A 15,336-nucleotide genomic window follows, 5' to 3' on the forward strand; every position below is an offset into this window, starting at 1 on the left:
TATCTATTTTCCTCATATTGTATCTGTCATAGCTGAGGGCATCGTGAGTTCTGGCTGAAAGTTGGCTGAATATGGAATCATCGTTAGACTTTTTGTAATCCTTTATGAACACAATGATTAATGATATCTGTTAGGCTTTGTTGATATTTCAGGGTTAGTGCTTCCATAGTACGACGGGTAAACAATCGTTGATTAAATCGCAAAGAGTAATGAAATATTCCATTTACGATAAAGGCATTCATTTCTAGGTTATAGGGCCACTGCATATCTTGATGAATAAGTTCACCCATAGGCATAGAAGAAGAAACAATCTCTTCATGCTGTAGTCCATCCTCGAACCGGCCCAAGTAATTAAATAATATCTCCGGAGATAAGGTGAACTCAAGATCCTCGGTATACTGTGGTTCCGTCAGATATTTCAGAATACCGTAGCCAATTCCATTGTTGGGCACCTTAGCATGCGTACGTTGAACCCTCTGAATAAGCTCGTCCAGAGAATCCCCACTACCGTCATAGACTACAGGATAAAAAGAAGTAAACCAACCTACCGTCCGTGTCAAATTGAGATGTTCTCTGAATTCATCCCTTCCGTGACTTTCCACATCAACAGCTACATCAGGATTACCCGTCCAATCCTTAATCGCCTTGACCAACGCTGTGAGCAACAAATCATTAATTTCAGTATTATAAGCAGGAGGTGCTTTCGTTAATAATGCTTCCGTCTCTTCCTGGGTGAGTGAAATATCTATGAAATCCATATCCTTAAATACATGAGGTCCTACCCCCTCCGCCAATTCAACCGGAAGTTTAGGCACGCTCTCTCTTAATACATTTTTCCAGTAGTCCTTTGCCTGCAAAAAGTCCACACTGTTCGCATATGCAGATAATTCCTGACTCCACGTCTTGAATGAGGTCGTCTTGGCAGGAAGTTGCACATTTTGATGTTCCTTAAGACCCCCATACAAATACTCGAAATCTTCCATAATAATGCGCCAGGAAACTGCATCAACAACTAGATGATGAATAATAATTAGTAAGTGATCTCCATTATTTGCTCGGAATACTCCCAGTTTAATTAGTGGACCTTGTAATAAATCAATGCTTGTCTGTAATCGGTTAGCTTCTTGCTCGATCTGGAATTCAATTTTTTCAGACATGGTCCAATTGAATAATTCAATATCAAAGTGACGACCTGCTTCGGCCAAGTTCTCCTGTACTAAGCCTTTATTTGTATGCTTAAAACGCATTCTTAATGCATCATGCTGCTTCGTAATTTGCTCAAAAGCCTCAACAATAACTTGTGTATCCCAACCCTTCGGGTTATACATCATAACTGCCTGATTCCAATGAAAAGGATTATCGCTCAGGTTGAATACCCATTGTTGAATAGGTGTTAAAGGTACCTCTCCCACCACTATTTGTTCTTCGTTAATACTTATCAGCTTCTCCCGGCTCAAATTAGAGGCTAACTCTCTAATCGTCTGGAATTGCATAATATCTTTTATTTTCACGGCATATCCCACTTGTCCCAGCCGAGCAGCTAACTGTATGGCTTTAATAGAGTCTCCGCCCAACTCAAAAAAATGATCATCAATGCCTGTATTGGGTACAGATAAAACCTCGCTCCATAAGTCCACCAATAATTGTTCCAGCTCATTTCTAGGTGCCACTTTAGATTCAAAGGAATCGTTTGGCTGTGGCAACGCCTTAGTATCGATTTTTCCGTTTGCAGTTAACGGCATAGCTGATAGATGCACAAAATGAGCCGGGATCATATAGTCAGGCAGTTCCTTGCTCAAAAATTTACGAAGCACAGCAGCTGCAATGCTTTCTTCCGATACATAGTACGCGACTAGAGATACGATGCCGTTTACGCTCGTAGCCGAAAGAATACAGGTCTCCAGGATTGATTCATGTTCTAATAGCCTTTGTGTAATTTCTCCAAGCTCAACCCTATATCCCCTTACCTTTATCTGATCATCAATTCTGCCCAAATACTCAATCTCCCCGTTAGGCAGCCAACGAGCCAAGTCGCCTGTCTTATACATACGCTGGTGTTCTCCGAACGGGTTAGGTATAAACTTTTCCCTGCTTAATTCAGGTCGGTGCAGATAACCTCTGGCTAATCCCGGGCCGCTAATGCACAGCTCTCCTGGAACTCCTACAGGCTGCATATGATGATGTTCGTCAACGATATAAACCTCGGTGTTTACAACCGGTCGGCCGATGGTAATACGTGAAGAGTCTTGATCTAATATAGCCGCTGTAGCACATACAGTGCCTTCTGTCGGTCCATATGCATTTACAAAGGTACGCCCTTCGCTCCATTTCTCAATAATATCCATGGTACACGCTTCTCCACCAGCTATAAGGGTATGCAAACTAGGGATCGGCTCATAAGGCAGGGTTCTTAAAAGAGAAGGCGGTAATATAGTTACATGGATCATATGCTCTCTTAACCACCGCCCAACCCCGTATTCTAACAGATCGTTGCGATCCTCAATGACCAGCGTCGCTCCGGCTAAAAGCGCCAGAAAAGTTTCAAGCACTGATGCATCAAAGCTAAAGGAAAAAAACTGCAATACCCTGCTTCCTTCTTTTATATTAAATGTAGTAGCTAAATTAGAGAAATTACATAGGCTATGATGCTCAATCACAACCCCCTTAGGCTTTCCTGTTGAACCGGAGGTATAAATGACATAGGCCATATCTTCCGGCCGAGTGATGCTTTCAATATTGGAAGTATCATACTGATCTATAGCCTGCCGATCGTCAATGAATAGAATTCGGCCGGGGCCTCCTAAATCAGCAGTTATGTTATCCATCAGAGCGCGCTCTGTAATCAATAATTGAGCCTGGCTGTCTTCTATGAAATAGGCTATACGTTCAGCAGGATATGAAGGATCAATTGGTAAATAGGAAGCTCCTGCCTTTAATACACCCATGACGCTCACTACTCTCAGGCAAGATGGAAGTAGCATAATACCAACAACTTGATCCCTACTAATATTTCGGCTCCGCAATACTCTTGCTATTTGATTAGCTTGCTCATTTACTTGTCGATAGGTTAACTTTTCTTCTCGCCATTCCAATGCGATTGCATCCGGAGTTTGGGTAACACGTTCTTCCCACAACTGGATAACTGTCGATTCGCTATGATCAGGTAGATTTTCAGAAAGATTAAATTGATGGAGAACCTCATGATGCTCCCAATCTGTTAAAAGCAGAATATCCTTTATAAAGATGCCCGGATTATCAACAATCTGAAGGATGATTTGCTGAAAATGACCGATAAGACGCTCCATAGTTGCCTTGGAAAACAAACTTTTATTGTAACCCAAATGGATTTCAATGGTTTCTCCTAAACGAATTTCCCACGTCAAATCAAATTTAGCACTTTGGGTACCTATTTTGTACTCTTTAAGCTCGATATCCTTCATTTGAATGTCTAATTCTTCAACATCTTCCAACGTAAACACGGTATCAAACAAAGGATTGCGACTCAGATCACGTTGTAAAGGTATCTGCTCTAATAACTGCTCTAATGGATAATCTCCATTCTCATAAATCAGCAGCATTTCTGACTTCACCTGCTGTAGAAAGTCCGCATAAGTTTGTTCGTATTCCAGTTTATTACGCAAGGGTACAACATTGGCAAACATACCCACGGTATGATCCAACTGTCCCGTTCTTCTTCCCGAAAGCGGAGAACCCACAATAATATCTTTCTGCCCGCTATATTTAGCCAGAAGTATAGTATACGCAGAAAACAGTGCCATATATGACGTGACCTGCTCAGACACAGCCAATTCCTTGAGTTTAGCTGTCGTTGTGGCATCCAGCTCAAAATCCAGTTGCTCTCCATCAAATGTTTGCTGAGGAGGCCGACGATAATCAGTTGGCATATTGAGAGTAGGCAACTCCCCGGAGAAACGTTCCATCCAAAAATGTTCCTGCTGCTTAAATGCCAAAGAATGCAGCCATTCTTCCTGCCATATTGCATAATCCTTATAGTGAACCTGAATAAGCGGGAGAGCATTCTCTTGATAGACTTCTAATAAATCCTGTATTAGTATATTCAGAGACAATCCGTCACATATAATGTGATGAATATCCATGATAAAAATATGCTTGGTACTACTTAATTCTAACAGAGCAGTCCGAACCAAAGGAGCCCGATTTAGTTCAAACGACTGAATAAAGGCTGACGCATGGGATTCCAACTCTTCCTCATTGGTTTCTATATATAATATGGGACAAGAAACCTGATCATGAACTCGTTGAATAAGTTGACCGTTTTCCAAGTGAAAGGACGTTCTTAACGGCTCATGTCTTTCAACCAGCTTTTGTACTGCTACCTGCCATTTTTCTTTATCAATATTTCCGCTTACTTCAACAGCGAAGGGTACATTGTAACTTGTCCCCGCTGGATCAAGCTGCTGAATAGAATACAGTCTCTTTTGCTGAGAAGTGACCGGGTATACCTCACGCTGATCATAAGCTTGAATCCAAAACGCCTGCTCTGATTGATCTCTGGAATTAATCAACTTCGCCATTTCGCGAACCGTAGGATTCAACAATATATCGCGGATCGAAACCTGAATCTCCAGAGATTTATGTATTCTGGATACCAGCATCGCCGCTTTAAGTGAATGTCCGCCGAGTTTTAGAAAGTGATCCGTTGTACTTATATGTTGAAAACCTAGCACATCCTGATAAATATTCACAAGTTTGAATTCCAGCTCATTAACAGGCTCTACCACATGAAGATCTCGTTTCTTCATGTCTGCCGGTTCAGGAAGTCCGCTACGTTGGATTTTACCGTTTGAATTTATCGGCAGCTGTTCCATTTCCACATAAAATGAAGGTACCATATATTCCGGGAGACTATTAGCCATGTGTTGACGCAAGTCTTCCAGACTGTAATCTTCTTCCGGAACCAGATATGCGCATAAATAGCTGTAGCCATCTTTATCCTGCTTGGCTAGCACAGTTCCCTCTTTAACCCCCGAATAGATCAGTAGCTGAGTAGACACCTCATTTAATTCAATCCGGTGACCTCTAATTTTCACCTGGTGATCTATTCGGCCCAAATACTCCATATCTTCATTAGGTAGCCATCTCGCCAGATCTCCGGATTTATACATTTTTTCTCCCGGTTTAAAAGGATTATCTATGAACCGTTCCTCAGTCAACTCTACTCGGTTCAAGTACCCCCTCGTAACCCCGCCTCCCGTAACATACAATTCTCCAGGAATCCCAATAGGCATAAGATGATACTGATCGTCTAAAATATAAGCGTTTAAGGTCGCCATCGTAGTTCCAATATTACTTCTATTGCTATCTATTTCTTGTTGTGTAATCCTTTTGTAGGTTACATGGACCGTAGTTTCCGTAATTCCGTACATATTAATCAGTTCAGTATAAGGGTACTTATCGTTCCATTTCTTAAGTTGGACAGGAGAAAGTTCCTCTCCACCAAAAATAATCTTACGGATATGGAGAGGGCTCGAATGGGGTTCCTCCTGAGCTGACAGCATATTAAAAGCTGAAGGGGTCTGATTCAGAACGGTAACTTTTTCTTCCAGCAGCAATTGTCTAAACTGAGTAGTGTCCTGAGCTGTCTCTTTGGATACAATAACGAGCCTTCCACCTCGGAGGAGTGCTCCATACATTTCCCATACAGAAAAATCAAAGCACATGGAGTGGAACATCGTCCATACATCCCGGTGATCAAAATCAAATAAATGGGTACTGTTAAATAAGAGTTGAACTACATTCCTATGTTCAACCATGACCCCCTTCGGCTTTCCAGTTGAGCCTGAAGTATAGATAATATATGCTCTGGAGCTCGGAGTATTCAGCTCTGTCAACGCTTGTCCCGACTCCTGAGTCCAGTGATTATCGCGAAGAGTAATCACTTGGCCTGTATAATTGGTCGGTACACAGCTAGGATTATCGACCAACAAGAAGGAAGCCCCACTATCTTCCAATGTGTACTCAATACGCTCTACGGGGTAATGTGGATCTATAGGCATATAAGTAGCGCCGGCTTTGATAATGGCTAGTATTCCAACCACCATTTCGAATGAGCGTTCAACGGAAATGGCCACAATGGTCTCGGAGACGATATCTTTTCGTATGAGATATCTTGCCAACCGGTTGGACATCTCATCTAATTCCCTGTAAGTAAGGGTCTGTTGATTATAGGATAGAGCAACAGCACCAGGCGACTTCAGCACCTGTTGCTTAAATAGACTAGTGAGGGTCTCATCTCCAGGATAATCAGCCTGATTCCGGTGACTCAGTGCTAACAATCTTTGCTCTTCTACCGGGGCAATTAATTTGATTTGGTCTACTTCGATATCAGGATTGCGTAGTACACAATCTATAATATTTTGAAAATGATTAGCCAAGCTTTCTATAAAAGATCGTGTGTATACCTCTCGATTAAAGACAAAACACACTTCCATCTGCTTTCCAGGTAAAAATACAATACTTAAATTATAGCTATTCTGCTCAACTCCGCCGCCGCCATGAATGGAGAAGCCCAAATGATCTCGTAATTCACGCAGAGAATCCAGTGAAGAAGCATAGTTTTCAAACACACAGATATGATCAAACAGTTGTCCTCCACAGTCTGAATTAGCTTGTATATCCGCAAGCGAACTATACTCAAAGGGCTTGGATTGAACCATTCCGTCATGCATCTTAGCTAGTAGGTTACGGAAAGTATCTCCTGATTTTCGGGTCATACGAACCGGAATAGTATTAATAAATAAACCTACAATGCGCTCGATATTCGGAACCTCAGGAGGACGACCGGACACAACCGCACCAAATACGACATCATCCGTGCGGTTATATTTTTGCAGTAATATCCCCCAGGCTGTTTGTATCACATGATTCAGAGTTGTATGCTGTTTTTGTGACAGTACCGTCAATCGCTCCGTAGTGGCCTCACTTAATGAGTAAGAGAATTCCTCGGTATGATATGCCACCCCGTTTCCTTGCTGCCGCGGAATGGTGACTGTTTCCTCATAACCATGCAGATAAGTTTGCCAGTAACGTTCCGCCGCATCGGCATCCTGATTTTTAAGCCACTGAATATACTCGCTATATTTTGTAGCCGATGGATGGGGTACAGGTTGATTATGAATGAGATTTCCATATACCGTAAGAATCTCTTCAAAGACCAGGCTCCAGCACCATCCGTCCATAACAATATGATGAAAGTTCCATAGTAGAATATACTTGTTATAGGATGTCTTTATTAGATGTAAACGAATCAGAACATCCTTTGCCAGTTGATACGGCTTTACTCGATCTTCCTCTTTATAATTCTCTATAAACAACTCTTGATCGGCTTCATTCAGATGGGTAATATCCTGCACTTCCAGCTTAGCTTCCCGATGCTTTAATACAATCTGTATAGGTTGTTTAAGCTTTTCTTGCACAAAAGCGGTCCGCAATACATCATGCTTTTGAATGACAAAATTAAAGCCTTTCTCTAAAATAAGAGGATTTATATTTCCCTCCACTTGGGCATAACCCTGCACATAATAAGAATTCTGCTGGCTATCCTTCATGGAATGGTATAAAATACCTTTCTGCATAGGTGTCAATTCATACATATCTTGAATATTACTTTTATCCATCTGTATGCCTCCTCAGTTATGCAAGCTTTATTTTAGAGCATCGAAAATATCATCAAGCTCCTCCATGCTTAGATCCTCAACTGTAAAATCACTAGGCGTATGTTCAACGCTCTCCTGTTCTGAGCAATGTCGTACAATATCCTTAAGATTGTAAAGGAAGTCTCGGCTGAATGCCTCCATTGTGGAATGTGAGAATACGTTCGCTTGATAACTTAAAATAAACTTCATCTGTCCTTCAAAAAACATCCCGTTTATTTCAATTTCCCGAGCCCCATCCAACGATTCACTATATGCCCGACCTGTTGCATAAGTAGACATCGTAAACTCTTGGGTTCCATGGGTATCTATTTGGCCAAGATAATTAAACAAAATTTGAGGCTGAGGTACAGGGACAAAATCATTCTTTAATGAATCTGGGGTAAGATACTTCAATATACCGTAGCCTATGCCTTTTTGAGGAACCTTCCTCAACGTCTCTTTGACGTTCTTAATCGCATCAGCTATATCATTTTTCGGAAGCTGAAACAGCACTGGATAAATACTCGTAAACCAGCCTATCGTTCTGGATATATCCAAGTGGTCCATGATTTCTTCACGCCCATGACCTTCCAGACTGACAATCACATCAGAGTGATCTGACCATCTTCTAATAGTGAGAGCCAGTGCAGCCAATAAAATATCGTTCATTTCGGTGCGATAGGCCCTATGAACCGTAGTAACTAATTGCTCCGATACTTCTTCATCCAAATTGATTGTAATTTCGCCAATCGTTCCACCATCCTGTGAGGACGGGTACTTATCAACCATTAAAACGACCTGCGCCTGATGTATTCTTGTCCAATGCGGAATTTCCTGAAGAAGTGTAGGGCTTTGTGCGTAATGAACTAGCTGTCGGCTCCACTCCAAATAGGAAGTCGTTTTTTCTGGAAGCTCTATTTCCCTTCCATTTATTGCTTGCTCGTAGGCTGTCGCGAAATCCTCGAATAAGATCCGCCAGGATACTCCATCTACTAGCAGATGATGCACAATAAACAAGAGATAATCCCCGTGCCCCGTCTTAAATAGTCCCAGTCGAACTAGCGGTCCCTTTTCAATATGAAGCTCTCGGTGAAGAGCCTCCCCCTGTTGTTGGATAAAAGGTTCTACCTCAGCTTCATCATATATTTCAAAAGTATTAAGCTCGTAAATTCCCGTAGACATGGGCCGGTTCATCTGATGATATTCTCCGGTATTTGCAGCAAAAACGATTCGCAGCGCATCATGATGTTGAACTATATGGTCCATTGCCATGCAAATTTCATGATCATTCCAACCTTGTGGACGATACAGAAGTGCAGATTGATTCCAGTGATTTATATCATACAGCTTTTGTTCAAAGAACCAATGCTGTACGGGTGTTAGGTGCGCTTCTCCCACTACAGGCTGCTGGTTGATTTTGATCGTTTTCTCCTGGAGATAAGGCATGATTTCCCGTATAGAGGGATGCTTTAAAAACGTGGAAACCTCGACCTTCAAGTTATGCTTACTAAGATTAGCCACAAATGTAATGGCCTTGATAGAATCCCCGCCCAGTTCAAAAAAGTTATCTGTGACTCCAATCTCTTCAATCTGTAGAACATCAGACCATATATTGGCCAGCAGTATTTCCTGTTCACTTTTTGGAGCAAGGTAAATGTTCGCTGAAGATATATCAGGCTCAGGCAAAGCTTTCGAATTTAATTTCCCGTTATGATTTAAAGGGAGTTTTTCTAATTGTACAAAATGAGACGGAATCATATAATCTGGAAGCCGTTCTGCCAAAAACTTTTTGATTTCCACTTTATCTAGCTGAGTTTCTGATACGTAATAAGCACACAAATAAGGCATATTCATATGATCATATTTAGTAACAACGACTCCCTCTTTAACCAGCCTGTAATCCAACAATCTACCTGTAATCTCATCTAGTTCGATACGATAGCCCCTGATCTTAACCTGATTATCTATTCTGCCAAGATACTCAATATTTCCATCAGGTAACCAACGGGCGAGATCTCCTGTTTTGTACATCTTTTGATCCGATAAAAATGGGTTATTTATAAATTTTTGAGAAGTTAAATCATCACGATTAATATATCCTCTGGCCAGACACGTACCCGAAATGCATAGCTCCCCTGGAACACCAATGGGTTGGAGCTGATTCTCTCCGTTGATGATATATAGCATAACGTTGTCAATTGGTTTGCCAATGGGAACAATTCTAATCTCATCCTGCGGAGCGCAATTATAAAAGGAAACATCGACCGTAGCTTCCGTAGGACCGTATAAATTGTATAAGCCAGCGGAAAGACCTAACCTCTGAAATCTGGATACATGATTGGGCAATAAAGCTTCACCGCTTGTAAATATTCTTTTAAGAGTTAAAACCTGTTGAGCATAGGATGGAATCTCTACAAAATCTAAAAAGCTATTGAACATGGAAGGAACAAAATGAATGCTTGTAATTCCATATTGCTGGATAACATCTATCATTCTTTGCGGTGATTTCTCTTCTTCCGGTTTCAGAATACATAAATGAGCCCCGGTAAAGAACCACATCAACAGCTCCCACACAGATACATCAAATACATACGGAGTCTTTTGCAAAAACACATCATGTTCCTGAATATTATATTCCTTGACCATCCAAGTAATCCGGTTCAATAATGTTCCGTGTTCAATCATAACTCCCTTAGGTTGGCCTGTTGAGCCTGAGGTATAAATAATGTAAGCAAGGTCATGCTCTTCATTTGCAGAAAGCAAATTGCTTTTATCACCGCAGAATATCTCGGGCTTATCGAGACATACACTCTGAACATCCATATCTTCCAAATGGCCCTTTAGAGACTGCGTTGTCAGTAGCAGGTCCGCCCCGCTGTTATCCACCATATACTTGATGCGATGAGCAGGAAAATCCTGTGAAACAGGCATATAAGCAGCACCTGATTTGAGTATGGCCAAGATGCCAATCATCATTTCAAAGGAGCGCTCCGTCATAATGCCGACTATACTATTTCGGGTTATTCCGTTTTCTTGTAAATGTCGTGCCAGTTGATTAGCGCGTTCGTTTAGCTCCGTGTAATTCATGTACTGACCATCATAAATTAAAGCCGTACTATTCGGATTTTTTTCGGCCTGTTCTTCGAATATACGGTGTACCGGCCTAAACGAAGGATATACGACCGCCGTGTCATTGAACTCTGTTAATATCTTATGCTTCTCTGCTTTGGTAATCAGTTCGATATCGCCCAACACATCATCGGGGTGGTCTAAAAGCTGATCTAAAAGATGCATAAAGTGAGTCGACATGCGTTCAATGGTATATCGTTCAAACAATTGCGTACTATATTCAACAAAAATTTGTATATCTGTCGAGTTCAACTCCCGGATGTACCAGGTCAAATCCACCTTAGAATGGTTCCAATTCATAGGAAGTGCTGAAAAGTGGAACTCTGCATCTTGGCTGATCTGAGTGTCCGGGTTCTCAAATACGAACATCGTATCGAACAATGGATTTCTACTTATATCCCGGCGGATGTTAAGCCGCTCCAGCAGCTTTTCCAACGGATAATCCTGGTTTTCCATAGCTGCAAAAATAGTTTGCTTCATATTCATTAAGAATTGCTTGAACGTGATAGACGGTGCAGGGAAACTCCGAATTGCCAACGTGCTTGCAAACATACCGACCACAGGTTCTACATCAACATGGGAACGGCCTGCTGTATTGGTTCCTACAACAATATCCTCTGCTCCCGTGTATTTAGCCAAAAATACGTTGTATACAGTAAGAAGAACCGTATATAAGGAGACATTATGCCGTTTCGCAAATTCTTTTAATTTTGCAGTTACATTCGGTTCTACTTGAATATCAAAAATATTCCCTTCAAATTGTTGCACAGAGGGACGCGGATAATCTGTAGGAAGATCAAGGGTAGGTAAATCCCCTTGCATCTGTTCTAACCAATACTTCTCTTGTTTTTTTATTTCATCATGCTCTGCCAGTTGCTGTTGCCATACCGCATAATCTTTATATTGAATACGCAGGTCAGGAAGACTTTCTCCCCGATACAACCTCATCATCTCATCAAGCAGAATATCAGCAGATAACCCATCGAAAACAATATGATTAATATCCATAAGTAAAAAATAACGTTGAGTATTCAACTTAATAAGTTTGACGCGAATAAGAGGGGCTTCCTCCAGCTTGAATGGCTTCATAAATTGCTGCATCCATAATGGCGCTGCTTCGGTGGCCGATTCCATATATTCAACTTGAAAATCCACCTTTTCATGAACCTTTTGTTTGAGCTCACTTCCGATTAGATGAAAAGATGTGCGCAAGGCCTCATGCCTGTTTACCAGGCACCCAATAACCTCTCTTAATCGGGCTGCATCCACTTTTCCTTTCAGCTCAAAAATAAAGGGAATATGGTAACTGGTCCCTATGCCATCTAATTGCTGTACTGAGTACAGTCTTTTTTGGGCTGAAGATACTGCATAATACTCCTCTTCCGTCACTGGAGTTATCGAAGGATAAGCTGCAGTTATTTTAGCCTTCATCAAATGCTTAGCTAGCTCTCGAATCGTCGGATAGGTCATAATCATTTGTAGAGATACTTTGGCTTTAAGTGACTTCTGGATTCGCGATAGCAGCATCAGGGCTTTTAAAGAATGTCCTCCTATCGCAAAAAAATTGTCAGTTACACCAACACTTGTTCTACCCAAAACTTCCTTCCATATCTGAAGCAGCTTCTCCTCCGTAGGGTTGATCGTAATTTCCTCCGAGTATGCATCAATTATTGCAGGATCAGGTAACTGCTTCTTATCTATTTTTCCGCTTGGTGTCAACGGAATCGACTGAATAACCGTAAAATGGGCAGGTATCATATACTCCGGCAATTTCATTTTCAAAGCTGCTCTAAGCTCATCTTGCTGAATATTTCGCTGATTCGTTACGATATACGCACATAACTCCTCTTGTTCCATTTCCGCACCGTGAATAATAACCACAGCATCTTTTATACTGGGCTGCTCGCGTAATACAGCTTCAATTTCACCTAATTCAATTCGGTAGCCTCTTATTTTAGCCTGCTTGTCCATTCGACCTAAATATTGAATACTCCCATCTTCTAAAAATCGAGCCAAGTCTCCGGTTCGATACATTTTTTCCCCGGGTCTGAACGGATTGGGCGTGAATTTCTCCGCGGTGAGCTCCTCTTGTTTCCAATAACCTCTAGCGAGTCCCTCTCCGCCAATGCACAGCTCCCCTGCTATTCCAACGGGCTGTAGCTTTCCATCTTTATTCACGATATAAGCCAGCTTATTGTATATAGGCTTACCAATATGGATCGTTTCGGGAGGACCCTCGAATACAGCATGTGTCGCATCAACAGTAGTCTCCGTGGGGCCGTAAGCGTTCAAAAAGACTCTGCCTTTTCCCCACTTCTCGACAACACTTGCCTCCACCTGTTCTCCTCCTGTGGAGATTAGTTTTAAATCTGGCAATTCCATATAAGGAAGTATCTTTAACATAGATGGTACAAACTGTATGGAAGAAACTTTTTGATCTCGTAAGTAATGCATAAAGGGTTCGCCTGATAGCAACAAATCTTTATTTACTGCGATTAAGGTTGCTCCATGCAGCAACGTTAAAAAGATCTCTCCGACTGACGCATCAAAACTAAGAGAAGCGGTTTGTAGAACACGCTCCCCGTGCTTGATATGGTAAATATCAGCGACAAGACTATAATTATGCAGGGCCTGATGGTCTATCATTACCCCCTTAGGCTTACCTGTAGATCCCGATGTGTAAATCATATACACCAGATCTTCCGCTCGGTTCACGTTCTCAATGTTCTCTCCATTCCCCTTGAACATCAAAGGGTCGTCGATCCATAGGGTGTGCCCTCCAAAATGGGAGTAGACAGATGTATTTCTGTCACGAATTAAATATGCTGCCCCGCTATCTCTTAACATATGTTCTATTCGTTCTTCGGGATAGGAATGGTCGATCGGTAGATAGGCAGCACCTGCCTTGATAACGGCCAAAATTGCTATGATCATCTCTATAGAACGGTCTGTCATAACGGCGACAAATTCATTACGTCGGACCCCTAACTCCCGTAAACGTTCAGCGACCTGGTTTACCTTGATATTTAATTCGTAATACGATACTGAGGTATTTTCATATACGACTGCTTCCGTGTGCGGATAGCGCTCTACCTGCTCCTCAAACAGCTCCTGAATGGTTTTATGTTTCACAAAATCCCGATGTGTGTTATTAAATTGCTCTAAAATTCTCTTTCGCTCAGCATCTGAAACGATATCCAATTGACTCGCATTCAAAAATGGATCTTGAGCAAGTTGAAAAATCATATTATGAAAATGGGTACCGATTCTGCTTATAAAGGACTCACTATACAAATAGGTGTTATACGTAATAACAACCTTCATGCGTTCTCCCGGATAGACCGTAACATCCAAATTATAATTAGTCTGTTCGAAAGCTTCCATATTTGTAATTTCGAAGGGTAGGACTGCTTGCATATTTAATAGTTTCATATCCAACGGGTAGTTCTCAAAAACAACCACATGATCAATCATATTGCTTCGGTGTCCCGAATGCTCCGCAAGCTCTGACAACGATACATAGCTGTACTTCTCGGAATGTACAGCATGCTGCTGTACATTCCGCATCATATCTGCAATACTTTGCCCCTGTTGACTACTTATCCGTACTGGAACTGTATTAATAAACAAACCTACAATGCTTTCGATATGTTCGACGTCCGCAGATCTGCCCGAAACAACCGCTCCGAATACTACATCGTCAGTATTATTGTACTTTTGCAGCAGAATTCCCCACAGGGTTTGAAATGCTGTACTGAGTGTGACCTGATTCTGTTTTGCGGTCTCCGACAATAGAGCTGTTGCTTGCTCACTAATCTCAAGCACACTCGTTCCTGCTTGATACTTTGTCGAAATTGCTGGTTTATCACCTGGCAGAGAAACATATTCATCGTAATCACGCAAGTAGTTTTTCCAGTATGCCAGAGGCTGTTCGTAATTCTGTTGTTGCAGCCACTTAATATAGCTACTGTATGGAAATGCATGATCGACATAAATTGGACTGCCACTCAAGGAATCATGATAAAAACGCAGTAAATCTTTTAGTACAAGCTCAATACACCATCCATCCATTAAAATATGATGATGACTCCAGATAAGCCGAAATTCCTGTTCATTGAATTGGAATAGGGCAAACCGGATCAGAACATCCGACTGAAGATCAAAACCGGCCTCTTGATCCTCAAGTTTAAATTTCTCCAGATAAAGTAGTTGTTCTGATTCCTCCATGTGTGATAAATTCATGAAGGTTAATGTGGTAGAGCGTTCCTTCAAAACAAGTTGAATGGGCGTATTAAAGGAACTGTGTATAAAGGCTGTTCTTAAAATATCATACTTCTGGATCAATGCATTTATACTCTTCTCCAAGACAGGAATATCAACTGAGCCAGTAATAGATAGAACCATTTGCTCAAAATAGGCATTTGATTTGGAATCTTGTAGATAGTGATACAGAATACCCTTCTGTAGAGGAGATAGCTCGTACATATCTTTAATATTCTTCTTATCTATCATTGCCAGCACCTCGATACCT

The 15,336-nt window shown here is 41.5% G+C and carries 2 protein-coding genes; both read right to left on the reverse strand.

The window, feature by feature from the left end:
* Positions 1-83: 83 nt before the first annotated feature.
* Positions 84-7,658, reverse strand: coding sequence for a non-ribosomal peptide synthetase (locus tag HPL003_RS05870; RefSeq protein WP_014278708.1), 7,575 nt, complete (start codon positions 7,656-7,658; stop codon positions 84-86).
* Between the two features lie 27 nt (positions 7,659-7,685).
* On the reverse strand, positions 7,686-15,317 hold the full coding sequence (locus HPL003_RS05875) for a non-ribosomal peptide synthetase (protein WP_014278709.1): 7,632 nt from the start codon (positions 15,315-15,317) through the stop codon (positions 7,686-7,688).
* Between the last annotated feature and the right edge of the window lie 19 nt (positions 15,318-15,336).

The sequence above is a fragment of the Paenibacillus terrae HPL-003 genome, from assembly GCF_000235585.1.
In the GTDB taxonomy this organism is placed as follows: domain Bacteria; phylum Bacillota; class Bacilli; order Paenibacillales; family Paenibacillaceae; genus Paenibacillus; species Paenibacillus terrae_B.

What these genes read in the sequence shown, in the direction of transcription:
- HPL003_RS05870 (WP_014278708.1), bottom strand. Translation starts at nt 7,658, where the DNA reads ATGGATAAAAGTAATATTCAAGATATGTATGAATTGACACCTATGCAG.
- HPL003_RS05875 (WP_014278709.1), bottom strand. Translation starts at nt 15,317, where the DNA reads ATGATAGATAAGAAGAATATTAAAGATATGTACGAGCTATCTCCTCTA.